The 24,989-nt window shown below is 72.3% G+C and carries 24 protein-coding genes; 6 read left to right on the forward strand and 18 right to left on the reverse strand.

Annotated features, from left to right (window positions below; all coding sequences use genetic code 11):
• Window positions 1–8 precede the first annotated feature (8 nt).
• The 3 genes from ACVCAH_RS12785 to ACVCAH_RS12795 all read right to left on the reverse strand — a co-directional run bounded on the left by ACVCAH_RS12785 (window position 9) and on the right by ACVCAH_RS12795 (window position 2,943).
• The gene (locus ACVCAH_RS12785; protein ID WP_447136308.1) at window positions 9–1,058 is read right to left on the reverse strand and encodes a phosphotransferase family protein; all 1,050 of its coding nucleotides are present in this window, start codon (window positions 1,056–1,058) and stop codon (window positions 9–11) included.
• 9 nt (window positions 1,059–1,067) lie between these two features.
• Window positions 1,068–1,565 carry a hypothetical protein gene (locus tag ACVCAH_RS12790; RefSeq protein ID WP_447136309.1) on the reverse strand — a complete coding sequence of 166 codons (498 nt, stop codon included), beginning with the start codon at window positions 1,563–1,565 and terminating at the stop codon, window positions 1,068–1,070.
• Window positions 1,566–1,695: 130 nt separating this feature from the next.
• A complete protein-coding gene (locus ACVCAH_RS12795; RefSeq protein WP_447136310.1) occupies window positions 1,696–2,943 on the reverse strand; it encodes an FAD-binding oxidoreductase in 1,248 nt (415 codons plus the stop codon).
• Window positions 2,944–2,990: 47 nt separating this feature from the next.
• On the opposite strand from ACVCAH_RS12795, the gene ACVCAH_RS12800 reads away from it, so the two are divergent.
• Complete coding sequence (locus tag ACVCAH_RS12800) at window positions 2,991–3,383, forward strand: STAS domain-containing protein (RefSeq protein ID WP_447136311.1); 393 nt, start codon at window positions 2,991–2,993, stop codon at window positions 3,381–3,383.
• Here ACVCAH_RS12800 and ACVCAH_RS12805 read toward each other — a convergent pair.
• Window positions 3,297–4,274: a sigma-70 family RNA polymerase sigma factor gene (locus tag ACVCAH_RS12805; RefSeq protein WP_447136312.1), complete on the reverse strand. Its 978-nt coding sequence runs from the start codon at window positions 4,272–4,274 to the stop codon at window positions 3,297–3,299. The genes ACVCAH_RS12800 and ACVCAH_RS12805 overlap by 87 nt on opposite strands.
• A 157-nt stretch (window positions 4,275–4,431) precedes the next feature.
• Between ACVCAH_RS12805 and ACVCAH_RS12810 the strand changes: the two genes are divergently transcribed.
• Entirely contained in the window at window positions 4,432–5,253 is an 822-nt protein-coding gene (locus ACVCAH_RS12810; RefSeq protein WP_447136313.1) for an alpha/beta fold hydrolase, read from the forward strand.
• A 302-nt stretch (window positions 5,254–5,555) separates the two neighbouring features.
• Window positions 5,556–6,923, forward strand: a complete 1,368-nt coding sequence (locus tag ACVCAH_RS12815) for an RNA-guided endonuclease InsQ/TnpB family protein (RefSeq protein ID WP_447136314.1) — start codon at window positions 5,556–5,558, stop codon at window positions 6,921–6,923.
• An 11-nt stretch (window positions 6,924–6,934) separates the two neighbouring features.
• On the opposite strand, the gene ACVCAH_RS12820 is transcribed toward ACVCAH_RS12815, so the two are convergent.
• Both ACVCAH_RS12820 and ACVCAH_RS12825 read right to left on the reverse strand, forming a co-directional pair.
• Window positions 6,935–7,528 (reverse strand): nucleotidyltransferase family protein, encoded by a 594-nt coding sequence (locus ACVCAH_RS12820; RefSeq protein ID WP_447136390.1) that lies wholly within the window; start codon window positions 7,526–7,528, stop codon window positions 6,935–6,937.
• 191 nt (window positions 7,529–7,719) lie between these two features.
• On the reverse strand, window positions 7,720–9,426 hold the full coding sequence (locus ACVCAH_RS12825) for a bifunctional 3'-5' exonuclease/DNA polymerase (RefSeq protein ID WP_447136391.1): 1,707 nt from the start codon (window positions 9,424–9,426) through the stop codon (window positions 7,720–7,722).
• A 149-nt stretch (window positions 9,427–9,575) separates the two neighbouring features.
• Between ACVCAH_RS12825 and ACVCAH_RS12830 the strand changes: the two genes are divergently transcribed.
• Complete coding sequence (locus tag ACVCAH_RS12830; RefSeq protein ID WP_447136315.1) at window positions 9,576–11,354, forward strand: ABC transporter ATP-binding protein; 1,779 nt, start codon at window positions 9,576–9,578, stop codon at window positions 11,352–11,354.
• Window positions 11,355–11,395: 41 nt separating this feature from the next.
• Window positions 11,396–13,081 (forward strand): ABC transporter ATP-binding protein, encoded by a 1,686-nt coding sequence (locus ACVCAH_RS12835; protein ID WP_447136392.1) that lies wholly within the window; start codon window positions 11,396–11,398, stop codon window positions 13,079–13,081.
• A gap of 166 nt (window positions 13,082–13,247) precedes the next feature.
• On the opposite strand, the gene ACVCAH_RS12840 is transcribed toward ACVCAH_RS12835, so the two are convergent.
• From ACVCAH_RS12840 to ACVCAH_RS12865, 6 genes are all read right to left on the reverse strand, one after another.
• On the reverse strand, window positions 13,248–13,838 hold the full coding sequence (locus tag ACVCAH_RS12840) for a hypothetical protein (protein WP_447136316.1): 591 nt from the start codon (window positions 13,836–13,838) through the stop codon (window positions 13,248–13,250).
• A gap of 175 nt (window positions 13,839–14,013) precedes the next feature.
• Entirely contained in the window at window positions 14,014–14,949 is a 936-nt protein-coding gene (locus tag ACVCAH_RS12845) for a carbohydrate ABC transporter permease (protein ID WP_447136317.1), read from the reverse strand.
• A 14-nt stretch (window positions 14,950–14,963) separates the two neighbouring features.
• The gene (locus ACVCAH_RS12850; protein WP_447136318.1) at window positions 14,964–15,875 is read right to left on the reverse strand and encodes a carbohydrate ABC transporter permease; all 912 of its coding nucleotides are present in this window, start codon (window positions 15,873–15,875) and stop codon (window positions 14,964–14,966) included.
• Window positions 15,876–15,908: 33 nt separating this feature from the next.
• The gene (gene ngcE / locus ACVCAH_RS12855) at window positions 15,909–17,342 is read right to left on the reverse strand and encodes an N-acetylglucosamine/diacetylchitobiose ABC transporter substrate-binding protein (RefSeq protein ID WP_447136319.1); all 1,434 of its coding nucleotides are present in this window, start codon (window positions 17,340–17,342) and stop codon (window positions 15,909–15,911) included.
• A 26-nt stretch (window positions 17,343–17,368) separates the two neighbouring features.
• Window positions 17,369–18,118, reverse strand: a complete 750-nt coding sequence (locus tag ACVCAH_RS12860; protein ID WP_447136320.1) for a sugar isomerase domain-containing protein — start codon at window positions 18,116–18,118, stop codon at window positions 17,369–17,371.
• A complete protein-coding gene (locus tag ACVCAH_RS12865; protein WP_447136321.1) occupies window positions 18,115–19,071 on the reverse strand; it encodes a MurR/RpiR family transcriptional regulator in 957 nt (318 codons plus the stop codon). The genes ACVCAH_RS12860 and ACVCAH_RS12865 overlap by 4 nt, the downstream gene beginning before the upstream one ends.
• A gap of 198 nt (window positions 19,072–19,269) precedes the next feature.
• On the opposite strand from ACVCAH_RS12865, the gene ACVCAH_RS12870 reads away from it, so the two are divergent.
• Entirely contained in the window at window positions 19,270–20,259 is a 990-nt protein-coding gene (locus tag ACVCAH_RS12870) for an N-acetylglucosamine kinase (protein WP_447136393.1), read from the forward strand.
• Window positions 20,260–20,444: 185 nt separating this feature from the next.
• On the opposite strand, the gene ACVCAH_RS12875 is transcribed toward ACVCAH_RS12870, so the two are convergent.
• From ACVCAH_RS12875 to ngcE (ACVCAH_RS12900), 6 genes are all read right to left on the reverse strand, one after another.
• The gene (locus ACVCAH_RS12875) at window positions 20,445–20,873 is read right to left on the reverse strand and encodes an SRPBCC family protein (protein ID WP_447136322.1); all 429 of its coding nucleotides are present in this window, start codon (window positions 20,871–20,873) and stop codon (window positions 20,445–20,447) included.
• Window positions 20,866–21,186, reverse strand: a complete 321-nt coding sequence (locus tag ACVCAH_RS12880) for an ArsR/SmtB family transcription factor (RefSeq protein WP_447136323.1) — start codon at window positions 21,184–21,186, stop codon at window positions 20,866–20,868. Before ACVCAH_RS12880 ends, ACVCAH_RS12875 begins: the two co-directional genes overlap by 8 nt.
• Window positions 21,179–21,556 (reverse strand): VOC family protein, encoded by a 378-nt coding sequence (locus ACVCAH_RS12885; RefSeq protein ID WP_447136324.1) that lies wholly within the window; start codon window positions 21,554–21,556, stop codon window positions 21,179–21,181. Before ACVCAH_RS12885 ends, ACVCAH_RS12880 begins: the two co-directional genes overlap by 8 nt.
• A 77-nt stretch (window positions 21,557–21,633) precedes the next feature.
• On the reverse strand, window positions 21,634–22,542 hold the full coding sequence (locus tag ACVCAH_RS12890; RefSeq protein ID WP_447136325.1) for a carbohydrate ABC transporter permease: 909 nt from the start codon (window positions 22,540–22,542) through the stop codon (window positions 21,634–21,636).
• Entirely contained in the window at window positions 22,539–23,447 is a 909-nt protein-coding gene (locus ACVCAH_RS12895) for a carbohydrate ABC transporter permease (RefSeq protein ID WP_447136326.1), read from the reverse strand. Before ACVCAH_RS12895 ends, ACVCAH_RS12890 begins: the two co-directional genes overlap by 4 nt.
• A 64-nt stretch (window positions 23,448–23,511) precedes the next feature.
• Complete coding sequence (gene ngcE / locus ACVCAH_RS12900; protein ID WP_447136327.1) at window positions 23,512–24,927, reverse strand: N-acetylglucosamine/diacetylchitobiose ABC transporter substrate-binding protein; 1,416 nt, start codon at window positions 24,925–24,927, stop codon at window positions 23,512–23,514.
• Window positions 24,928–24,989 lie beyond the last annotated feature (62 nt).

The following is a 24,989-nucleotide window of genomic DNA, read 5'->3' on the forward strand; positions in this document are numbered from 1 at the left end:
TGCCGCGGTCAGCGCAGCGCCTCGGCGGCCCAGCGGACCAGCAACTCCAGCACCGGACGGCGGCCGGCCATGATCTCGGCCTCGTCCCGCCGGTCGTACGTCTGCCCGGTGGGCCCGCCGAGCCGGCTGAGCATCAGCGGGGCGAGCCAGACGTACTTCGCCGCGCCGGTGAGCCGGACCGCGCGGGTGACCGTCGCCGGGTCGACGCCGCCGCCCAGGCCCGCCCGATACCGGTCGACCACGGTCGCCGCCACCTCGTCGAGCAGCGCGACGTCGACCAGGCCGTCGAAGAAGGTGTCCAGCACCAGGTTCGCCGCGTCCTCGCCGACCGGGCCCGGCCCCACGGACGACCAGTCCAGCAGCACCGGACCGGCGTCGGAGAACACCAGGTTCATCGGCCACACGTCATGGTGGCAGAGGGTACGGGGCAGCCGGTCGGTGGTGGCAACCACGGCGTGCCGCCGCTCCCAGAGCCGGCGCAGGCCGGCCCGCAGCGCCGCCGGCCAGGTGGCGACGGCCACCGGGTGATCCCAGGGCACCGGCTCGGGCACCGGCCGGCTGAGCGTGTAGTCGCGCAGCCAGTCGCGGGCCAACCACTCCGGTGTCCGTTCCGCGCCCGGCCAGGCCCAGGTGGACCGGTCGCCGAGCCACCGTGCGTGGCCCGCACCGAGCCGCTCGGCGACCTCGCCGAGGTCGGCCGGCGAGCAGTCCGTGCCGGCTCGGCCGCTCGCCTCCGCCAGCCAGAGCGCCACCGTTCCGTCCGGGCGCTCGTCGACCGCCAGCGACTCGGGGCCGGCCAGTCCCGGGAAGGCCGTGGTGGCCAGACCGCTGCCGTACGCCTCGACCTCGCGCCGCCAGTAGTTCCAATGGCCCGGATCATCGCTACCGGCCCAGTGGGTGGGGCCGGGGCGGCCGGGCGGAGCGAGCAGCTTGAGCACCGCCGGGCGACCGTTGCGGTACGTCCGCCAGATCCCGCCGGTCACCCCGTTGAGGGTGTTGTGGGTCAACCCCTCGGCCGGCACGTCGGCCGGCACCAGGACCGTGGGGGGCCGCGCCACCGGCCGCGCCTAGGAGCGCAGGCCGGCGAACGTTGCCTCGCCGGCCCGGTCGTGACGCATTCGCCGGTTCAGCCGCCGGGCCAACCATCTGCCGCCCTCAGCCGTCGCGCCGTGGGCAGCCACCGGACCCACCACGGCCAGCGCGGCGATCGTGCCCGCCAGGACCGCCTCGATCGCCGAGGCACCGGCGATCAGGACGACCACCACCGCGCAGAGCGCGGCGAGCAGCATCGCGGTGCCACCGCCGACCAGTGCCGCCGTGAACCGTCCCCGGCTCCGCCTCGTCATCCCGCCGATGAGGGCGGCGGGCACCACCAGCAGCGGCACCGCCACGACGCCCAGCCCGGCGGCGAGCAGCACCAGCAATGGCCCGGCGAGCGGCCCGCCGGGGTCGGCGCCCGTGATCAGCGCGTACGCGAGCAGGGCGAGGTAGCCCACCAGTCCCTCGAGTGTGAACACCAGCCAGGCCAGCAGCGCGCCGGCCGCGTGCCGAACAATTGTTGCCACATCTACCCCCGTGCCCGACGCGCCCAGCCGCGCCGGCGAGTCGACGCTATCGCAGTCCGCCGAGGCCGTGGGGGTTGATGATCGGCTGGAGGCCGACCCGCCGGTACCGACCCCGATCCCCGAGCGAAGTCTAGGCGGAGGCCGAGGTCAGGGCTGGCGGGACGGCAAGGCCGGCGCCGAAGACGCCGTCCGGGTCGTAGGTCGCCTTGATGCGGCGCAACGCTGCCCAGTTCCGCGGGGTGAACGCCGACGCGGTGCGGGACGGGTCACGCAGGAAGTTGAGGAAGCTGCTGCCGAAGCCACAACGCGACAGTGCTGCCCCGGTCCCGGGCGACGGCACCGTGTCGAGGATGACCGACAGTGGGGCGTCGCGATGGGCGGCGGCGCCGTTGTCACGGGCGATGCGGCCACCCCAGTGGCGGATCTCGACAGTGGCGTCCGGCTCGGCCACCAGCGCGGCGACGAGATCATCGTCTAGCGTGCGGACCTGGTCGAACGTACGGGCGAAGGTGCCGCCCATCGCGGCCTGCGCGTAGTCGACGACCCGCATGGTGTCCGCGGCGACGGGCCCGGCGACCGTCCACAGCGGCTCCAGCAGTGCCCGGCCGCGGTCGGCGTCACCGGCGTACATGGCCTTGACGACGAGCGAGCCGTCGCGGGTGAGGAGCACTGCGGTGCTGAGCGAGTCCGGAATCCGTTCGATCCACTGCCGGTAGAAGGCGATCGTCTCAGCGGCCCGCTCGCGGCCGAAGGTGACCGCGCCGGCGTACACCTGCGTGACCGGGTAGAGGCGGAACTCGAGTGCGGTGACCACGCCGAACGAACCTCCACCGCCGCGCAGCGCCCAGAACAGGTCGGGGCTCCGCTCGGCGCTGGCCGTCTCCAGCCTTCCGTCGGCGGCGACGACCTGTGCGCGCAGCACACTGTCGGCGGCGAGACCGTGCCGGCGGGCCAGCCAGCCCAGGCCGCCGCCCAGCGTGTAGCCGGTCACCCCCACGTCGGGTGAGGAGCCGGACAGCGCCGCGAGCCCGAACGGTGCGGCTGCCCTCAGCACGTCGCCCCACCGCGCGCCGGGGCCGACGCGGGCGACTCGGCGGTCCGGGTCGATCAGGACCGACGCCATCGCACCGGTGTCGAGCAGCAGCGCGCCGTCGTGCGCCACGTGGGTGCCGTGACCGGTGGCCTGGACGGCGAACGGCAACGCGTGGCGACGGGCGGCCAGCACCGCCTGACGCACGTCGGCCGGGCCGGCGGCACGGACCACGGCGGCGGGATGAGGGTCGAGAGCGGGGTTGAGGGGCCTGCGGTGGTCGTCGTAGCCCTTGTCGCCGGGCAGGAAGACGGGGCCGTCGGTACGCAGCGTCTGTCGGATCGTCATGCCCGTCAGACCCGCGGGTCGCACGCAACTCATCGGTCCGGGGTGCGATGAGTTTCCCGTCGCCGGGTGGTCCTATCCAGGTGGTGGCCCCCGCGATCTTCTTTCCCGTCGGCCCGACGGTGACCCGCACGGACATTCCCGTCGTGTGCGCGGACCTCGCCGAGCGGCTGCGCGGCCGTGGCCCTGGCATCGTGACCTGCGACGTGGCCGGCATCGCCCGGCCCGACGTGGTGACGGTCGAGGCGCTGGCTCGGCTGCGCGTGACCGCGCGGCGGCACGGCTGGCGCCTGGTCGTCAGCGGCGCCGGCCCGGGTCTGCGGCAGCTTGTCGCCCTGCTCGGCCTGGCCGACGCGTTACCCGAGTCGGGCAGGCAGGCCGAACACCGGGAACAGGCGGGCGGTGTCGAGGAAGTTGGTGACCGCGGTGATCCGCCCGGCTGAGAGTTCCAGCACGATCAGCGCCCACGGGTCGTGTCCCGAGCCGGTGAGGCTGGGCCGGTACTGCCCGAACGCCGGCATGCCGTTGGCCACCACCGGCACCAGCCGGGACCCGCGGCAACCGCTGCCCGTACCGGACATCCAGGCCAGGATGTCGACGTGGCCGCGCAGCCACAGCGGCAGCGGCGGCATCGACAGCGTCACGTCCTCGTGCAGCAGCGTCGTGAGCGCTTCCAGGTCGTACGCCTCGAAGGCCTTCACGTAACGCGCGAGCAGCGCCTTCTGCTCGTCGTCCATCGGCCTGTACACGTCGGTGGCGATGTCGGCGGCCGCGAGTGTGGTGCGGGCCCGCTGAAGGGCGCTGTTGACGCTCGCCACCGAGGTGTCGAGGAGATCGGCGACCTCCTGGGCCGACCAGGCCAGCACCTCGCGCAGGATCAGCACGGCCCGCTGGCGCGGTGGCAGGTGCTGCAGCGCCGCGACGAACGCCAGCCGGACGGACTCGCGCTCGGCGACGACGTCGGCCGGGTCGCTGGTCTCCGGCAGCACCCGGCTGTCCGGTGCCGGGCCCACCCAGATCTCGTCGGAGCGCGGCTCACCCGGGTCGGTGGCGCGGCCGGAGCCGGCCGGACCGAGGTCCATCGGCAGGACCCGCCGCTGGGCGCTGGAGAGCATGGTCAGGCACACGTTCGTCGCGATCCGGTACAGCCAGGAGCGCAGCGCCGACCGTCCTTCGAACCGATCGAAGCCGCGCCAGGCCCGTACGAACGTGTCCTGCACGGCGTCCTCGGCCTCGAAGACGGACCCCAGCATCCGGTAGCAGTAGCCGGTCAGCTCGGACCGGTACGCCTCAAGCTGCGCCTCGACGGGTGTGCCGGTCGCCACATCACTCACCCGACCACGGTAGCGGACCACTCCGACGGCGCCGTCCACCATCGCGGCCCCGGTCTCGCCCGGATCGGAAAATTCACGCCGCGGGCAGCGATGAGTTTCCGGAGCCCGGCCGGTCAGTACCGGTGTCAACTCGACGACCACACACGAGGAGCACATCATGACCGCCACGCAGTGGAGCACCGGCTCGGGGCAGTACGCCGACGTCAACGGCATCAACGTGTACTACGAGACGCACGGCGCGGGACGCCCGATGATCCTGCTGCACGGAGGTCTCTGCTCGGGTGAGATGTTCGCGCCGATCCTTCCCGCGCTGGCCGACCACCACCAGGTCATCCTGGTGGACCTGCAGGGGCACGGCCGGACCGCCGACATCGACCGGCCGCTCGACGTGACGCTGATGGCCGACGACGTCGCCGCGCTCATCGATCACCTCGGGCTGCAGAAGCCGGACGTCGTCGGCTACTCCCTCGGTGGCGGGGTCGCGCTCCAGGTGGCGATCAAGTACCCGCACAAGGTGGGCCGGCTCGTCGCCGCGTCGGCGAACATCCGCCGCGACGCCATCTACCCGGAGATGCTTCAGCAGCAGGGCCAGGTGGGCGCGGCGGCCGCCGAGTTCATGAAGGACACCCCGATGTACGAGCTCTACCAGCGGGTGGCGCCGCGCCCGGAGGACTTCCCCCGGCTGCTGGACAAGATCGGTGCGGCGATGGCGAAGGACTTCGACTACACCGAGGAGGTCCGCGGCCTGCAGGTGCCGACGCTGATCGTCGCCGCCGACGCGGACATGGCGCCGCCGAGCCACTACGTCGAGGTCTTCAAGCTGCTCGACGGCGGCCTGCGTGACGGCGGCTGGATGGGCGAGAGCCGGCCGAAGGGCGGCCACGCGCTGTCCATCCTGCCCGGGCTGACGCACTACGACATCGCCGTCTCCCCGCTCTTCGCCGCGGTCACCCTCGCCTTCCTCGGCAAGCAGAGTTGAGCCGGCGACGCACCGAGTCACCTGCCGGCGGTCGGGCATCGCCTTCGGCTGACCGCTGTCGACGGACCAGGGACAACCGAAGGGCGGTCGGTGCACCGGTGAACCGGCCGCCCTTGGCCACAGCCAGGCAGCTCTGAGGCTGAATCCCGGACCGGCCATCCGCCGTTCGGCTAGTGCGGTGTCCAGCAACGTGCGCCGGGTTGGTCGGGGTTGGGGAAGTGTCGTAGGGGTGGTGTTGGCTGTGGTTTGTGCCTCGCCGTCGGGATCCTGCCGCGCCGCGAGTCGTGCATCGCACGGCTCGGGTGGCGTTGCGGGTGACGCCGGGGCAGCGGCGGCGGTGTTTCGGCCTGCTGCGCTCGGCGGGTGACGTGTGGGCGTGCGTGTTGGAGGTCAACGCGTGGCGGCGCGGCCGCCGCGACGCGCCGCTGGTGGGCTATCAGCAGTTGTGTCGGGAGTTGGCGGCGTCGGGGCCGGGCACGTTCGCCGAACTGGACTCGGTGGGCGCCCGATCGGTGCTGCGTCGGTTTTCCGACGCGTGGTTCGCCGCCGCCAAACGCCGCGCTGCGGGTGAGGCGTCGGTCCGGTTTCCGCGGCGGCGGCGGGGTTTGCTGCCGGTGCGCTGGCATCACGGCACCTTCATCCTCGAGGGGCGCCGGGTGCGCATCCCGACCGCGAAGGGCACGGCACCCTTGTGGGTGCGCCTGGCCCGGGAACTGCCGTATCCGATCGAGCAGGTCCGGTCGGTCACCCTGCTGTGTGAGGGTGGCCGCTTGTTCCTTGACGTGACCGCCGAAGTCCCGATCACCGTCTACCCGGCCGGTGCGAAGCCGGATGCGGGCCGGGTGGCCGGGGTGGACCTGGGGATCATTCACCCGTACGCGGTGGCCGGCCCCGGCGGAGAAGCTTTGCTGGTGTCGGGGCGGGCGATCCGCGCCGAGCACCGCATGCACCTGGCCGACACCAAAGCCCGCCGCCGCGCCGTCTCGCACCGGGCCCCGAAACCGGGTGAGAAGGGATCACGGCGGTGGCGGCGATACCGCCGCCGGGCGCGGCTGGTGGAGGGCCGGCACCGGCGGCGCGTCCGCCAAGCCCAACACGAAGCCGCCCGCACCGTCATCACCTGGGCCCAGCAGCAGCGCGTCGGGGTGCTGCACGTCGGCGACCCCCGCGGCGTGCTCGACATCGCTGCCGGGCGGCGGCACAACCTGCGGCTGCGGCAGTGGCAGATCGGCCGACTCATCCAGATCCTCACCGACAAGGCCACCCTCGCGGGCATCACCGTCCGCCTCGTCGACGAACGCGGCACGTCCTCCACCTGCCCCGTCTGCCGACGCCGCGTGCCGAAACCCCGCGGCCGGACCTTGACCTGCCCGCACTGCGCATTCTCCGGGCACCGCGACCTCGTCGCGGCCGCCAGCATCGCCACCCGCACCCCGGGCGGCGGACCCACCACCCCCACCGCAGCGGCTGTGCTGCCGGAGGTGGTCACGCACCGTCGAGCCGGCCGGCACCTCCCCGGCGCCGGCCAGTCCCGACGTGACCCCCGCCGCCCACACCAGGCGGCGCGAGGATCAGTTGGCCCGCGGAGGCCCGCCCCACCACGTCGTGGGGAGTCGCTCGCCCTGCACGGCGAGGATCCACAAGCCCACCGAGCACCCGGTGAACGTTAGTGGACACCGCACTAGACGCCCACACGCTGCGGCGGGACGGTGAGCCCGTAGAGCGCCATAAGTTCCGGGGTGTCGACCCGGCTGCCGTCGGCCACCGAGTCGCACGAGATGTCGACGATCTGGTCCTTGTGCGCCAGCAGGTACGGCCGGGCGCCGACGTCGGCGCTGGCCAGGGTGGCGATGCCGGACCAGTGCCGGCGGCCGAACAGCATCGGGTAGCCGCGCAGCCCGCTGTAGGTGGCGCAGACCAGCACGTCCGGGTACGGGAGGGCGACCACCCGGCGCACCGCGGCGGCGGTCAGGCCGGGCATGTCGACCGGCACCACCACGACCGCCTCGATCGCCTCGTCGTCCAGCGCGGCGAGGCCGGCGCGGATGGACGAGCCGACCCCGGTCCCCCAGGCCCGGTTGACCACCACGGTGGCCCCGGTCAAGTCCGCCGTTTCGCGAACCTGGTCGGCCGCGGCGCCCAGCACGACCACGATCCGCGCGCAGCCCGCCTCGGCCATCGTGTCGATCATCCGGCTGACCAGGGGCTTCTCCCCCTGGTGCAGCAGCGCCTCCGGGCCACCGATCCGGCGGCCGCCACCCGCGGCGATGATCATTCCTGCGATCCGGTTCAGCTGCGCCCCCTCCACCGTGGAGCGGACCGTGGCCCGAGGCACGGCCCGCTCCGTCGTACGGACATCGGGAGCAACGAGGTGGAGGGGGATCGGGTAGCGGGGCGAAAAGGAAGAATAGTGCAACCGTTATTCACCGGACCAACCGTCGCCGCCTGTTCCGGCGATCAGGCCCGTCAGGCCGCGTCGGCGTAGCAGTCGACGATGGACAGATCGAGCGGGAACCGCACCGGAGTGTCGCCGAAGAGCAGCGCGGCGGCCCGCTCGCCGCAGCGGCGCACCGCCTCGGCCACCGCGTCGGCCTGCTCGGCCGGGCAGTGCACAATCACCTCGTCGTGCTGAAAGAAGACCAGCTCGGCGGCGCTGCCGGCGAGCTCGCCGCGGAGCGTGGCCAGCAGCGTGGCAGCCCACTCGGCGGCGGTGGCCTGGATGACGAAGTTGCGGGTGAACCGGCCCCGGGACCGCGCCGCCCGGGCCCGGCTCGACTGCGGATCGGCCCCGGCGTCCGGATCGCCCTCCTCGCCGTCGGCGAAGCCGGCCGTCCCCGGCGGGCAGGTGCGCCCGAGCCAGGAGCGGACCAACCCGCCGGCCTCGCCGGTGCGGGCGGCCGCCTCGACGTAGCCGAAGGCGGTCGGGTAGTTGCGGCGCAACACGGCCAGCGCCGGCACCGCGGCACCGCCGGTCTGCCCGTACATCGCGCCTAGCAGGGCCACCTTGGCCCGAGCCCGGTCGCCGCCGAACGCGTCCTGGGCGAGCGCGGCGTAGAGGTCGCCGGCCCCGCCGGCCGCGGCGAGCCGGGCGTCGCCGGAGACCGCGGCGAGCACCCGGGGCTCCAGCTGGCCGGCGTCGGCGACCACGAACCGCCAGCCCGGATCGGCCACCACCGCGCGGCGGATCACCTTCGGGATCTGCAACGCGCCGCCGCCCCGGGTCGCCCACCGGCCGGAGACCACCCCGCCGGGGACGTACTCCGGCTGGAACCGGCCGTCGCGCACCCAGGCGTCCCGCCAGGCCCAGCCGTGCGCCGTCCAGATCCGGTAGAGCTCCTTGTATTCCAGCACCAGCGGCACCGCCGGGTGGTCCACCCCGCGCAGCACCCAGGCCCGGGTGTTGGGCAGCTCGACGCCCGCGCGGGCGAACGCCCGCAGCAGCTCCGCAGGGGAGTCGGCGTGCAGCTGGCGTACGCCGAACGCGTCGGCGATCCGGGCCGCCAGCTCGGCCAGCCGGCGGGGTGGACCGCCGACCGGGGACGGCTCGCCGAGCAGCTCGGCGAGGATCTCGTCGTGCACCTCGGCCCGCCAGGGCAGCCCGGCGGCGCCCATCTCCACGGCGATCAGGGCGCCCGCCGACTCGGCGGCGACCAGCAGCCGGAACCGGCCGGGGTGCTCGGTGGCGGCGATCCGGGCGAGCTGGTTGGCGTACACCTCGACCAGGGCGTCGATGCCGGGGCCCGGCGGGCCGGGCAGGGTGTCGAAGAGCGCGCCCTGGCCGTGGCCGGGCGGCGCGGCCGGACGCGGCGGCGGATCGGCCGGCACCGGGGCGCCGGTGAGCCGGGCCCGGGCGGCGGCGAGCGAGCGCGGCTCGCCCCAGCGGCCGGCGTGGCCCAGCAGCAGCGCCTCGGTCAGCTCCACGTCGTGGCAGCGCTCGACCCGCACCCCGGCGCGCAGCAGGGCCGGGTAGCCGACCGCGCCGGAGGCCCAGACCCAGCGCGGGTGCTCGGCGCGTTCCCGGGCGGCCACCGCGGCGGCCAGGTCGTCGGCCGGCTCGACCGGGCCGGCCGGCCGGCCGGTGGCGTCGAGCGGTTGCAGGGCTCCCCCGCCCCGCTCGTCGGACACCACCGCCACCACCAGCACGGATGCGATTCTGCCTCGCCCCTGTGACAGCGGCCGACCTGCCGTCCCGCCCCCGGACCGCCCAGCGCCTCGACGGTTGCCCGGCCCGTCCCGACCACCCGCCACCCGGCGTCCCGGCAGTGATCGATCCGACATCGCAAGGGCCGATGGGCCGTGGGCCCACTCGTTAGCGTGGGCGGATGCCCCCGCAGATTCCCCATCCCGAACCCGGGATCCCGGACACCAGGGGGCCGCTGCGCTACATCTGGTGGCTGGTCCGCTGCCAGCCCTGGCGGGTGTTGAGGGGCAGCATGTTCGGGACGGCGTGGATGATCGGGCTGTCGGTCCGGCCCTACCTGATCTCCCGTGCGGTCGACGACGGGCTGCGCGATGCCGACACCCGGGCCCTGTCGCTCTGGGTGGCGGCGATCGTCGTCGCCGGGATGGCTCTGTCGTACCTGGGCATCATGCGGCACCGCACGATGACGTTCGTGCGGGAGGACGCGACGGCCCGCTCGGCGGCGGTCCTGCTGCGCCAGCTCTCCCGGATCGGCGCGGTGCTTCCGCGCCGGCTCGCCACGGGCGAGGTGGCCACCGTCGGTGGCTCCGACATCGGCTACACCTCACAGGTGCTGACGCTGACCGGTCCGGGGGTCGGCGCGGTCGTCGCGTACACGGTCATCGCCGTCGTGCTCTGGTCGGTGTCCCCCGTCCTCGCGCTGTGCGTGCTGCTGGGCGTGCCGGCGATCGCGTTGGTCGTCGGACCACTACTGCGCCGCCTCGAACGGGCGGAGTCGGTCTACCGGCAGCAGCAGGGCCTCCTCACCGCTCGGTCGGGCGACATCGTGGCCGGGCTGCGGGTGCTCGCCGGCGTCGGCGGCCGTGGCCTGTTCGCCCGCCGGTACGCCGACCGCTCCCAACGCCTGCTGGCCGAGGGATACCGGGTCGGCGCCGTCAACAGCTGGATCGACGCGTTGACGATCGCCATCCCGGGGCTCTTCCTCGCCGCCGTGGTCTGGCTCGCGGCGCGGATGGCGGTGACCGGTGACATCACGATCGGACAGATGGTCGCCGTCTACGGGTACGTCGCCACCCTCATCGTGCCGGTCTGGTTTCTGCTGGAGGGCAGCTACCAGTTGATCCGGGGCCGCGTCGCCGCCCGCCGGATCGTCGCCCTGCTCACCCTGACGCCGGACGACGTCGGCGGGCCGCGGACCGCACCCGGTCGCCGCGCTCCGGGGACGGTGCCCGACGCTCGCCGGCTGGAGCCGGCGTCCGCGCCGGCCCACCCCGCCGATCTGCACGACCCGGCGACCGGGCTGACGGTCCGCGCCGGCCAGTTCACCGGCGTCGCCGCCGACGATCCGGCCGACGCCGTCGCCCTGGCCGACCGGCTCGGACGGTACGTCGTCAGCAACGTCACCTGGGGCGCCGTGCCGCTGACCGAGATCGCGTTGGATGAGGTCCGGGCCCGGATCCTGGTCGCCGACCACGACTCGTACCTCTTCGCCGGGACACTGCGAGACATCCTGCGCCCCCGGCCGGGGTCCGACGAGGAGATCATCGCCGCCCTGCGCGCCGCGTCCGCCGAAGACGTCGTCGACGCGCTGCCGGCCGGGCTCGACACCCCGGTGGACACCCGGGGCCGAACGCTCTCTGGCGGTCAGCGCCAGCGGGTACGCCTGGCTCGGGCGCTGCTCGCCGAGCCGGAGGTGCTGATCCTCGTCGACCCGACGTCGGCGGTGGACGCGCACACCGAGGCGCGCATCGCCGAACGGCTGCGGACCGCCCGGGCCGGACTGACCACGGTCGTACTCGCCACGTCGCCGCTACTGCTCGGCCAGGCCGACACCGTCGCGCACCTGCGCACGGGCCGGATCGTCGGCACCGGCACCCACCCCCGGCTGCTCGACGACGACCCCGGCTATCGACAGCTGGTGGCCCGGGACAGCCCCGACGCCGAGGGGGCATATCGGTGAGCCGGCTGCCGGTGGCGGACCGGGCGGCAGTACGCCGGGCGATGCTGGACCTGATCAACCGGGACCGACGGGCGGTCGCAGCCGTGCTGGCGCTGCATGGCGCGGCTGCGATCGCCGGGCTCGCCCCGCCGTGGCTGCTCGGCAGCATCATCGACCGGGTGACCGCGGGCGCGGGCGTCGCCACCGTGGACCGGCTGGCGTTGGCGATCTGCGGCTCCGTCCTGGTCCAGGCACTGGTGTCCCGGTACGCCCAGTACGCCGGCCACCGGTTCGGGGAGCGGGCCGTCGCCCGGCTGCGCGAGGACTTCGTCCGGCGGACGCTCGGCCTGCCCGTGTCCGTCGTCGAGCGGGCCGGTTCCGGAGATCTGGCCACCCGCAGCTCGGTCGACGTGTCGACGGTCGGGAGCACCGTTCGGGACGTGGTGCCCACCATCGTCATCGCCGCGGTGCAGCTGACGCTGCTGTTCGGGGCGGTCTTCCTGCTGCACCCGCTGCTCGGCCTGGTGGCGCTGCTCGGGCTGCCGTCGATATGGGCGGTGACCCGCTGGTACCTGCGGCGGGCCAGCTCCGCGTACCTCGCCGAGGGCGCGGCCACCGCCGAGCTGACCGAGACGCTGACCACCACCGCCGAGGGCGCCCGCACCGTCGAGGCGCTCCGCCTCGCCGACCACCGGATCGGGCACGGTGCCGCCCGCATCGCCCAGCTGTGGGCGACCCGGCGGGCGACGCTCGCGCTGCGCACCGTGTTCTTCACGGTGGTGGAGGCCAGCTATCCGCTACCGGTCGCCGCGGTGCTGCTCGTCGGCGGATACCTGCTCTCCCAGGGGTCGGTCTCGCTCGGCGCGGTGGTCGCCGCCGCGCTCTACCTCCAACAGGCGATCGAACCGCTGGACCGGATTCTGCAGTGGACCGAACAGGCGCAGCGTGGCTTCGCCTCGTTCGCTCGGGTGCTCGGCGTCGGCCTGGTGCCGCCGGAGCCGCCCGGCAGGACGTCCGTGCCCGGAGGGGAGCGACTGGTGGTACGCGACGCGCGCTTCTCGTACGCCGGCGGCCCTGACGTCCTGCACGGCATCGATCTGGAGGTTCATCCCGGCGAACGGCTGGCCGTCGTCGGCCCGTCGGGGGCCGGGAAATCCACCCTGGCCCGGCTGCTCGCCGGCATCGACGCGCCCCGACACGGCACCGTCAGCATCGGCGGCTGCCCGGTCACCGACCTGGATCCGGCAGAGCGCCGTCGCCGGATCGCCCTGGTCACCCAGGAACACCACGTCTTCATCGGATCGCTGCGCGACAACCTCGCCTTCGCCGCCCCGGACGCCACCGACGACCAGATGCGGTCCGCGCTGGCCACGGTGGGTGCCGACTGGTCGGCCGACCTCCCCGACGACCTCGACACACCGCTCGGCGACGGGGCCCGTCAACTCGGCGCGGCCGAGGCCCAGCAGCTCGCGCTGGCCCGGCTGGTGCTCGCCGATCCGCACACCCTCATCCTCGACGAGGCGACCGCTGCCCTCGACCCGACCACCGCCCGGCGCACCGAGCGGGCCCTCGCCGCCGTGCTCGCCGGGCGTACCGTCATCGCGATCGCGCACCGGCTCAACACCGCGCACGAAGCCGACCGGGTCGCGGTGCTGTCCGACGGCCGGATCACCGAACTCGGCACCCACGACGAACTCGTCCGCGCCGGCGGGGCCTACGCCGCCCTGTGGCAGTCCTGGCACCGGTGACCGGACCATCCCAGGTCTCGGACGGCTGGCCACCTCCGCGCCCGGTCGTCGGAGGAAGATCCGGATGGCGACCGGGCCCGGCGGGGCTGTCCGGCGGCGCGGTCCTGACAGCGCCGGAGGTGAGGCCGGACTGGGTCTGCCGCTGGATCCGTCGGAGCGACGTGGGCTATGCCGAGGCGAGGTACGGACCTCCGGGAACCGGTGCACCGTCCAGGGTTCGCGGGTCGACGCTCCACCGCCCGGCGAGCGCGAGCACCGTCTCCTCGTCCGGCCACGGTGACGCCTCGTCGTCCTCGGACCACGGCTCGTCCGCGCGGTAGGCGGCTGCGACCCCGAGCGCCTGCTCGTCCGCCGTCGGCTCCCCTACCTGGAATAGCACCTCGCCACGCTCGCCGAGATACGCGAACGCCCGCTGCACGACGCCGTCGGACGCGCGTCCCCATCCGTGATAGTCGACGACGCGGTGAGTTCCGAAGTACTGCACTGTGCCGAGCCGGCGGCTCAACTCCGCCAACCAGGCCACGAACCGGTCGTCTTCCGGGGCGGGCACATCCTTCGAGGCGGCGAGCGTCCAGCCGTCGAGCGGCGGCGTGAGCAGCCAGTCGCCGTGGCCGTGATACGCCGCATCCACCGCGTCCCGCCAGCTCGCTGGAGTGGGCCTGCTGAGGCCCAGCGCCCCGGCGACGGCGTCGGCGCCCTGTCCGTACACGGCGAGCCATTGAAGCTTGTAGCCGAAGCCAACCCCGACCTCATCCATCCGCGGCATCGTAGGCGCCTCGGCGGTGCGGGTGACAGCTGAGCCGACGCGTCGAGCCAGCCGCCGCCACGCGGGCGTCAGTCGACAGCTGGTGGCCATCCCCGTGGAATGGCCACCAGCCGCCTTACGTCGCCAGGTCGCCGATTGGCGCGACGGGGGCCGCGGCGGGCCGGCCTTACTTGACGGCGCCGGAGGTGAGGCCGGACTGGATCTGCCGCTGGAAGATCGCGTAGACGATGATCATCGGCAGGATGGAGAGCGTCAGCGCGGCGAAGAGCGCCGCCCAGTCCGCCTCGTAGCCGGCCGAGGTGGAGATGCTGGCGATGCCCTGGGTGAGCACCCACTTCTGGTCGGCGCCCTGCCCCTGCATCAGCGCCACCGGCAGCAGGTACTGGTTCCACTGGCCGATGATGTTGAAGATCGCGATGCTGACCAGGCCCGGCCGGGCCATCGGCATCATGATCCGGAAGAACAGCCGGGTGTGCGACGCGCCGTCGATCATCGCCGCCTCCGCCACCGACTGCGGCAGGGTCTTGAAGAACGCCGCCAGGAAGAAGACGGTGAACGGCAGCGAGTAGGCGATGTAGACCAGGATCAGGCCGGTGTAGGTGTTCAGCAGGCCCAGGTTGTTGACCACCAGGAAGAGCGGCACCAGGGCGAGGAACACCGGGAACGCCAGGCCGGAGACGAACAGGTAGTAGATCGCCCGGTTGCCCGGGAACGGATAGCGGGCCAGCACGTACGCGGCCATCGAACCGAACAGCATGGTGCCGGCGGTGCTCAGCGTCACCACGAAGACGCTGTTGAGGAAGTACCGCCCGACGTTCGCCTCGCTCCAGGCCCGGGCGTAGCTGCCGAAGCTGAACTCGCTCGGCACCGCGAACGGGCTGCCGAGGAAGATCTCGGTGTTGCTCTTGAACGAGGCGAGGATGGTCCAGAGCAGCGGAGCGACCACGAGGATCGCCCAGACCAGCAGGGCGATGTGCCCGAGGCCGCTGAGCAGGCCGACCTCCGCGCGCTGCCCGCGCCGGCCGAGCCGGCCCCGCCGGGGGTCGGGGGTGCCCGGGCCGGCCGGGGCCGCCGGCGCACTCGGAGCGATTTCTGTCGTCATCTTCAGACCCCGCCTTACAGCTCGATCGTGTCACGCCGGCTGACGCGCAGGGTGAGCGCCGCGAACGTGATCGTCAGGAAGAACAGCGCCACGCCCATCGCCGAGGCGTAGCCGAACTGGGAGTAGCTGAACGCGTTGCGGTAGATCTCCATGCCCAGCACGGTGGTGGCCCCGTCCGGGCCGCCCTGGTCGACCGAGAGCACCTGCACGATGGCGAAGGCGTCGAAGGCGGCGATGCCGAGATAGACCCAGGCGACCTGGAGGGTGTCCCAGAGCAGCGGCAGGGTGATCCGGAAGAACATCGCCGACCGGCCGGCCCCGTCGATGGTCGCCGCCTCGTAGATGTCCTTCGGCACCGACGCCATGCCGGCGCTGAAGAGCACCACGTAGAAGCCGACCGCCTGCCAGACCAGCACGCCGACGATCGACCAGAGCGCGATCTTCGGATTGGCCATGAAGAGCACCGGGTCCGCCCCGAACAGCCCCAGCGCACCGTTGAGCAGCCCGCTGTCGTCCGGGGCGTACACCCGGCTGAAGATCACACCGACGATGACCACGGCCAGGACCTGGGGGAAGAAGAACACCACCCGGTAGAACTTCGACCCCCAGACCCCGGTCATCACGCCGCCCCGGCTCCCCCCGCCCACGTTGAGCATGAAGGCGAAGAAGAGCGCGATGGCGATCGTGAGCAGCGGCATGGCAAGCAGCAGGACACCGTGGTGCCGGACCGCTTTCCAGAAGATGTCGTCGGACAGCAGCCGCTCGAAGTTCTCCAGACCGATGAACTTCGGGTTGGCGCTCACTCCCCGCCAGTTGGTGGTGGCGAGATAGAACGCCTGGGCGTACGGCCCGATGACGAAGGTCACGTAGATCGCGACCGGCACCGCCAGGAAGCCGACGATGAACGGGTACCTGCCATGCCGCATGGTTGTCGTCTCCGCTCGTTCCCTACGCCCGGCTCAGCGCTTGAACTTCTCGATGGACGAGTCCTTCTTCACCGCGTCGGCGACCTTCTGCATCCGCTGGCAGAACTTGTCGGCGGTGCCACCGTTGAACATCAGCTCGTTGGTGGCCGCCCGCGCCTCGTCGTCGAGCTTCTTGTACCAGGTGTCGAAGCGGTAGGCGAAGTAGTCGCTGCCAGCCGCCGACAGCATCGCGTTGCCGCTGGTGAGACCGGGCGAGATCTCCAGGCCGTCGACCGCGCCCTTGACCACGGTGAGCACCTTGGTCAGCTCGGTGAAGCCCTTCGCGCCCTCCTTGGAGAGCATGTGCCGCAGGTACTCCATGCCACCGCGCGGGTTCTTGCCCTTCGAGGCGACGAAGTACATCTCACCGGCCGCGGCGTAGATCGCGGTCTGCGGCAGCTTGTCCGAGGTGGTCACGCTGGGCACCGGCATGACCGCGTACTTGAACCCGGGCGGGGTGTCCTTGGCCTGCTCGTTCTCCAGCCAGGAGCCGCTGGGGTAGAACGCCACCTTGCCCTGGTTCTGCTGGAGCTGGACCTCGGTGTGCTTGAGGCCCAGGTGCGCCTTGTTGCCGTACTTGGCGCCGATCTCGGCCCAGGCCGCCGCGGCCTGCTTGACCGGCTCGGCCTGCCAGGCGCCGTCCTCCAGGTTGTCGATGTTCTTCAGCACGTCCGGCCCGCCGATCTTGGCGGCGCTGGTCAGGATGACCAGGTACTGGTAGTACGCGGCGTTCGCCCCGGCGTACGAGTAGGGGGTGACGCCAGCCGCCTTGATCTTGTCGCAGAGCGCGGTGAACTCGGCCCAGGTCTTCGGCGCGGCCCAGCCGTTCTTCTCGAACAGCGCGCTGTCGTACCAGAGGCCGAAGACGGTGAAGGCGTAGTTGAGCACGTACGGCTTGCCGTTGAAGGTGCCCTGCTCGACGGTGCCCGGGATCAGGGTGTCCTTGACCTTCTTGCTCGCGTCGTCCAGCGACGGCGCGTCGAACAGCTCGGCGAGGTCCTGCACCTGGCCGGCCTGCACCAGCGCACCCTGGTCCATCAGCTTCGAGCCGGCGTTGTTGACCATGTCCGGCGGGGTGTTGCTGGTGAACCGCGGCTGCAGGACGGTGGCGATCTCCTCGGCCTGGGAGAACTTCACCTCCGCCTTCGGGAACTTCTTCTTGTACGACGGGATGTGCACGTCGGTGGCGTACTTGGTGCCCAGGCCACCGTTGAAGATGACCACCTCCAGGGCGGCGTCGTCCTTGACGCCCAGCGGGTTCTCCGCGGACTTCTCACCGGCGGCCTGGTCGGTCGGCTCGTCGTCGCCGCCACTGACGCAACCGCTCAGCAGCCCGACGGCCGGGGTGGCCATCAGGCCCACCGCGGCGGCCCGGCGCAGCACGGTCCGGCGGCTCAGGTCGGCCGGGTTCTCGGGGGTAATCGACATCGTCGTCTCTCCTTGAGGTGTTCGGGTCAGGCGGTCCGCCGGAGGCGCCCGGCGTACCGCGACTCGAGGGCGAGGTTGTGCTCGTCCCCGCCGGGGACGTTGGCGGAGAGGTAGATAGGGGGTACCTCTCCGGCCTGGTGGAACCGTCGTACGACCTCGGCGGTCAGCAGCTGCGCCAGCAGCGCCGCGGTGACCGAGGAGACCGCACAGACCGCGCCGCCGCCCTCGAGCGGCAGCAGTGCGTCGCCGTACGGCGCGCCGTTGTCCAGCACGACGTCGGCGAGGTCGGCGAGCCGCCGGCCGGACGGGTGCCGGGGGGCGACCCGTGCCGTGTGCTCGACCGAGGTGACCGCGATCAACGGGTGACCGCGCCCGGTGACCAGCGCCGCCAGCTCGACCACCGAGCCGTTGATGCCGGACTGGGACGCCACCACGAACACGTCCTGCGGCTGGGGGTCCGCCAGGGCGTAGATCTGGTGGGCGATGGTGGGGTCGCGCTCCAGCTTCGGATCGGCGAGCACGTCGCGCGGGGCGTCGCCGTGCAGCACCAGGTCGTGGATGGAGAGCCGGTTGGTGGGGACCAGGCCGCCGGCCCGGGCGACCAGTTCGGCGGCGAACGCCTCGGAGTGCCCGGCCCCGAACGCCTGGAGCACCCCGCCCGCGCGCAGGCTCCCGGCGATCAGGTCGGCGGCGGCGGCGATCCCGTCGGCGCTGGCGTCGACCAGCCTGTCGAGCACCGGACGGACCGCTTCCGCGTACCCCTGGGCGCTGATCATGCGCGAGCCTCCTTCGCGGCCTTGTGCCCGTCGACGGCCTGGGCGGTACGCCGGAAGGCCGCGTGGGCGCGGTCGTGGGTGCGCTGGGCGACGGCGATGTAGAGCAGGTCGAGCACGACCAGCTGCGGGTGCCGCGCGGAGAGCGCGTCCGGCCGGAAGGTGGTCGCCTGGCTGGCGGTGACCAGGACCAGGTCGGCCAGCTCGGCCAGCGGCGAGCGGGGGAAGCCGGTCAGCGCCACCGTGGTCGCGCCCCGGCTGCCCGCCTCGGCGAGCACCTCGATGGTCTCCCGGGTCTGCCCGGTGTGCGAGATGCCGAGCGCCACGTCGCCGGGGCGCAGCAGCGCGGCCGAGGCGAGCCCGGAGTGGACGTCGTTCCAGGCCCAGGCGGCCACTCCGATCCGGTGCAGGCTGAACTGCATCTCCTCGCCGACCAGCGCGCTGCCGCTGGCGCCGAAGATGTTCACCCGGGAGGCGCCGGCGATGGCCACCGCGGCCCGCTCCACCTCGGCGAGGTCGAGCAGCGCGGCGGTGTCGTGCATGGCCCGGGTGTCGGCGGCCATGATCTGGTCGAGCACCCGCTCCAGCGGGTCGTTGGGCTGGATCTCGCGTCCGATGTCGACGGTCCAGCCCGCGGAGCGGGCCCGCCCGGTCTCGGCGGCGATGCCCAGCCGCAGGTCGGCGTAGCCCTCGAAGCCCATCGCCCGGCAGAACCGGGTGATGGTGGCGGGCGAGGTCCCACTGCGCTCGGCCAGTTCCACTATGGTGGCTCTGGCGGCCGCCTCCGGATCGCTCAGCACGTGCTCGGCGACCCGGCGCAGCGCACCGGTCAGCTCGCCGAGGCCGCTGCGCACCCGGGCCAGCACCCCGTCGGAGGGCAGCCCGCCCCGTCGGTCGAACGCGTCGGCGTCGACCACCGCGGTCCCCGCGGAGGTGTCCACCTCGTGATCAACCATGGGACGCCTTTCCGAAAAGACTGTTAACTGTTAGTGGTAAAAGTTCTTACTGCAGGGCCCTCCGTGTCAAGGCCGTGGGCGAAGTTTTCAAACTGTTACCTGGCGCACAGCCCGCCGGCGGCCCCCGACCTTGCCTGCGAGCACCGGGCCGACCAGCATGAATGCGCCACCGCAGCGCAGCAGGAGGGGCCCGTGCCGATGTCCGACACCGTCGTGGTTGGTCTCGACGTCGGGGGTACGTCCACCCGGGCGACCGCCCTCACCCTGGACGGGCGGCGGCTCGGTGACGGCCGGGCCGGCGGCGGAAACCCGACCAGCCACGGCGCCGAACGGGCGGCGGCCGAACTCCTCGCCGCCCTGCGCGGCGCGCTCGCCGACGTCGACCCCGCCCGGGTACGCGCCGGCACCATCGGCCTCGCCGGAGCCGGCCGCCTGCTCGCCGACCCCGCCGGGCGGGACGCCTTCGACCGGGCCTGGCACGACGCCGGCCTGCGCTGCCCGTACGCGGTGCACGGCGACGCCCTCGTCGCGTACGCCTCCGGCACCGCCGCCCCGGACGGCACAGTGCTCATCGCCGGCACCGGCGCGATCGCCGCTCAGGTGCACGACCTGCGGCTGGACCGGGTCGCCGACGGCCACGGCTGGCTGCTCGGCGACGCCGGCTCGGGGTTCTGGCTCGGCCGGGAAGCGGTCCGCCGGCTCCTGGCCGACCTGGACTCCGCGGCGGCGCCGGGACCCCTGGGCCGGCAGGTGCTCACCGACCTGCTCGGCAGCACCGAGGTGACGGCCCGCCCCCGGGACACCGTCGACACGCTGATCCAGGCAGTCACCCGGCGCCCGCCGGTGGAACTGGCCCGGCTGGCCCCGCGAGTGGTCGCCGCAGCGGTGGCCGGCGAGCCGGCGGCGACCGGGCTGATCGCCGAGGCCGCCGGTCACCTGGTGGAGAGCGTGCGCCGGATCCGGCCGGCCGGCGCGGTCAGCCCGCTCGTGCTCGGCGGCGGACTGCTCACCGAGGACACCCCGCTCGCCGCCGCGGTGCGCGTCGAGGCGGCCCGGCGCTGGCCGGACGCACCGCTGCGCTCCGCCGGGGACGGCGCCGCCGCGGCGGCCTGGCTCGCCGCCCGGGACCTGCCCGAGGTGGACGACCCGGTCGCCCTGCACGCCCTCCTGGTCCCCACCCCCAGCTAACCCCCGGGGCGCGCCCCCGCGCCCCGCCCCCTCCCGTCCTCCCCGACCGGCCACTTCGGTTGATCAAGGGGTTTGCGTCAGGGTCCTGCCGGATTCTGACGCAAACCCCTTGATCAACCCGGTGAGGTCGGGGGGTCGGGCGGGGCGAGGGAGGGGTCAGGGGGTGGTGAGGGCTTGGGTGGGGGTCAGGGGGTGGTGAGGGTGTGGGTGAGGCGGGCGAAGACGTGGGAGCGCCAGCCGCCGCCGAGCAGGTCCCGGGTGCGGCGCTGGATCGGATCGTCCGGGTCGAAGCCGGCGTGCTCCAGGAAGAGCCGGGTGCCGCGCCCCTCGGGCACCAGGGTCCACGTCACCACCGTGTCCAGCCGGCCGCCGCGCCAGCCCCAGACCAGCCGCCGGGGCGGATCGAGGTCGAGCACCTCGCAGTGCACCGTCCCGTCGAACTCCTGCCCGGGGCGCGGGTCGGTACGGAAGGTGAACCGGTGCCCGACGGCGGGGACGAAGTCGTTCGGCATCAGCCACCGGGCGATCAGATCGGAATCGGTCAGCGTGCGCCACACCTTGGCCGGCGGGTGGGCCAGGAACTCGTCCAGCTGGATCGTCGTCTGGTCACTCATCGGGCAGCTCGTCCAGCACCGCGCGCAGCCCGGCCAGCCGGCCGCGCCAGAACCGCTCGTACGGGGTGAGCCAGTCGACGACCTCGCGCAGCGGCTCCGGGCGCAGCGAGTAGAGCCGCTGCCGGCCGGCGGGCTGCTCGACGACCAGGCCGGCCTCCTTGAGCACCCGCAGGTGCTCCGACAGGCTGGGCCGGCGCATGGCGAAGTGCTCCGCCAGCCGGTGCACCGGCTGCTCCCCCCGCTCGAGCAGCAGCCGGAGCACCGCCCGCCGGGTCGGGTTGGCCAGCGCGGCGAAGACGTCCGCCTCAGCCACGGGCGGTGGCCTGGAGCACGATGCCATTGCCGTCCGGGTCGTCGAAGGTGACGTACCGACCCCAGGGGGCGGACTGGATGCCGCCGTCGGCGAAGACGACGCCGCGCTCGCCCAGGCGCGCGACGTCGCCGTCGAGGTCATCGGTCTCCAGGACGAGGCCCTTGAGCGAGCCGGGCGGCATGGTGGGGAACCAGGTGACCAGGGTCAGCGCGGTGGCGCCGCCCTTCGGCGCGACCTGCACCCAGCGCTGGTCCGGGCCCATCGGGTTGTCGCCCTGCAGCTCGAAGCCGAGCGTGCCGACGTAGAAGTCGCGGGCCCGGTCCTGGTCGCTCACCGGTACGGAGACCAGTTGCACGTGTGTGATCGCCATGCCACCCACAATAGGTAGGAGTTTTCCTACCGGTCAACCGGCCGTCGAGGCAGCTGATGATCGGTATCGGACTTAGCCTACTTCAGCTGACCCGCCGTCAGGCCCGCCTGGATCTGCCGCTGGAAGGCGATGTACACCGCGAGCACCGGCAGCGTCGCGATGGTCAGGCCGGCGAAGAGGCCGCTGTAGTCGCCCTGGTAGCCCTGGCTGACCGCGAGCGCGGCGAGGCCCTGCGCCAGCACCCACTTGGAGTCGTCGCCCTGCATCAGCACCTGCGGCAGGATGAACTGGTTCCAGTGACTGAGGAAGTTGAAGATCGCGATGCTGATCAGGCCCGGTCGCGCCATCGGCAGCATCACCCGGAAGAAGAGCCGGAAGTGACCGCACCCGTCCATCAGCGCCGCCTCGGCGACCGCGGTCGGCAGGGTCCGGAAGAAGGCGGTCAGGAAGAACACCGTGAACGGCAGCGAGTAGGCGGCGTACACCAGCATCAGCCCGGTCCAGGTGCCGAAGAGACCGGCGTTGCGCACCACGAAGAAGAGCGGCACGAGGGCCAGGAAGACGGGGAACATCATCCCGCCGACGAACAGGTAGTAGAAGATCTGCCGGCCGGGGAACTCGTACCGGGCGAACACGTAGGCCGCCGTGGCGCCCATCAGCATGGTCAGGGTGAGCGATCCGGCCACCACGATCGCGCTGTTCAGGAAGTACTGGCCGATGTGCGCCTCGGTCCAGGCGCGCGCCCAGTTCTCGAACCGCAGCGCGCCCGGCAGCCCCCACGGGTCGGACAGGATCTCCCCGTCGCTCTTGAACGAGCTGAGGAACATCCAGAGCAGCGGCAGCGCGGTCAACGCGCCCCAGAGCAGCAAGAACCAGTGCGAGAAGACGTTGGCGACGCCGAAATCGCGGCGGAGCTTGCGGTCCCGCGGCGCCGGACGGTCCGCCACGGCCGTGCCGTCGGACGCGGTCCTGTCGAGGGTTGTCACGAGTACTCGATCCGATCACGCCGGGCGGCCCGCAGCGCCAGTGCCGCCACCGAGAGGGTCAGGAAGAACAGCACCACGCCGATCGCCGAGGCATAGCCGAACTTGCTCTCGCTGCCGAACGCGGTTTCGTACATCCGCAGGCCGATGACGTCGGAGGAGAAGTTGGGGCCGCCGTTGGTCATCTGCTGGATCAGGATGAACCCGTCCAGGGCAGCGATCGCGAGGTAGATCCAGGCGACCTGCACGGTGTCCCAGAGCAGCGGGATGGTGACCTTGCGCAGGGTGGTCCAGCGGGACGCCCCGTCGAGCATCACCGCCTCGTAGATGTCCCGCGGGATGGCCGACATGGCGGCACCGAAGAGCACCACGTAGAAGCCGACGTTGCTCCAGACCATCACCGCCAGCACGCACCAGAAGGCGAACCGGGGATCACCCAGCCAGGCCGGCGTTGGCAGGCCGATGGCACCAAGGGCACCGTTGAGCAGGCCACTGTTGGGGTGGTAGACCTCTTTCCACAGCAGGGCGATGATGACCACGGAAAGCACCTGCGGGAAGAAGTAGACCATCCGGTACACGGACGTGCCGCGTACGCCGGTCACCCCCGCCCGACCCTTGCGACCGCCCATGCTGAGCATCGTGGCGAAGAAGAGGCCGAGCACGATGGTCACCACCGGCACCACTAGGAGCAGCCACACGTTGTTCTTGAGGGCGTTCCACACCCGGTCGTCGTCCAGCAGCCGCTCGAAGTTGGCCAGGCCGATGGAGTTGGCCTCGGCCGAGTAGCCGAGCCAGTCGGTGGTCGAGATCTGGAAGGCCTGCAGGTACGGCGAGAGCACGAAGATGCCGTAGAGCAGCAGCGGCGGTACCAGGAACGTGATGATCAGCGGGTACTTGCCATGTTTCACGAGAAAGGACCTTCTCCCACAGCCGTGGACCGGTGGGGGCTGCCCCGCCCCCACCGGCCGGATGTCACGCCGCCCGCTTGTACTTCTTGATCGAGCTGTCCTGGGCGATCGAGTCGGCACCCTTCTGGCACATGTCGAGGAACTCGGCCGGGCCGATCCGACCGCTGAAGAACTCGCCGCACGCCGCGTCGACGAGCTCACGCTCCAGCTTCCGGTAGTAGTTGTTGTAGACCCAGTTGAAGCCGTTGCTGCCGGAGGCGTCCAGGGCCTTGGTCACGCTGCTGAGACCGAACGGCAGCTCGATGCCCTCGGTCGACCCGGCCACCACGGTCAGGCTGGATACCTTCTTGGTGAAGTCCTGGGCACCCTTCTTGGACAGCATGACCCGGAAGTACTCCAGGCCGCCGGCCAGGTTCTTGGCCTTGGCCGGCACCATGAACGGCTCACCGGCGGTGCCGCGGATCGCCTCGAAGGGCAGCTTGTCGCCGCTGCCGAGGCTCGGCGTCGGCTGGATCGTCATGTTGAAGCCCTCGGGGGTCACCTTCTTCTGCTCGCTCTCCAGCCAGGAGCCGCAGGAGACGAAGGCGGCCTTGCCCTGGCACCACGCGGTCTGCGCCTGCACGTGGTCGAGGCCGGGCGAGCCGTCGAGGATGTACTTGTCCTTGACGATCTGGTGCCATGCGTCCGCCGCGGCCTTCATGGCGTCGGACTTCCACGCGTTCGGCTCCAGGTTGTCGATCGCGGTGGCCACGGAGGGCCCGCCGAACTTGATCGCCGTGGCGATCAGCGGCCAGCTCATGTACCGGGGGTGCTTGCCGGCGTACGTCCAGGGCGCGATGCCGGCCGCCTTGATCTGCTTGCAGAGCGCGATGTGGTCGTCCCAGGTCTTGGCGTACTCCCAGTTGCGCTCCGTGAAGAGCTTCGTGGAGTGCCAGATGCCGTAGGCGGTGTAGGTGTAGTTCAGCACCATGAACTTGCCGTCGTACGAGCCGACCTCGACGGCACCCGGCAGCAGCGTGTCCTTGACCGTCTTGCCGGGGATGTCGAGGCTGGGCGCGGAGAGCAACTCACCCAGGTCGGCGATGGCGTTCTGGGAGACCAGGCCGTTGAAGTCGATCTGGTCCTTGCCGGAGTTGTTCACCACGTCCGGCGGGGTGCCGTCGACGAAGCGCGGCTGGAGGGTCTTGGCGATCTCCTGCGTCGCCGAGTGGTTGATCTTCGCCTTCGGGTACCTCTCGGTGTACATGGCCTCGTGGGCCTTGGCGTACTCCTCGCCGAAGCCTCCGTTGAAGATCACCACCTCGAGCGGGGCGTCCTCCTTGACCCCGAGAGGGTTCTGCTCGCTCTTGGTGCCCTTGTAGGTGCCGGAGTCGTCCTTGTCGCCGCCACCGCCGGTGGCGCAGCCGGCGAGCAGGCCGGCGGCGGGGGTGGCCAGGAGGCCGGCAGCGGCGGTACGCCGCAGGATGTCACGCCTGTTCATGGTCTTCTCCTCGGATCGGGTCCTGGCGGTCGCCGGTCGGGTCTGGGGGTGGCGTCCCGCCG

The sequence above is a fragment of the Micromonospora sp. LZ34 genome, from assembly GCF_052981855.1.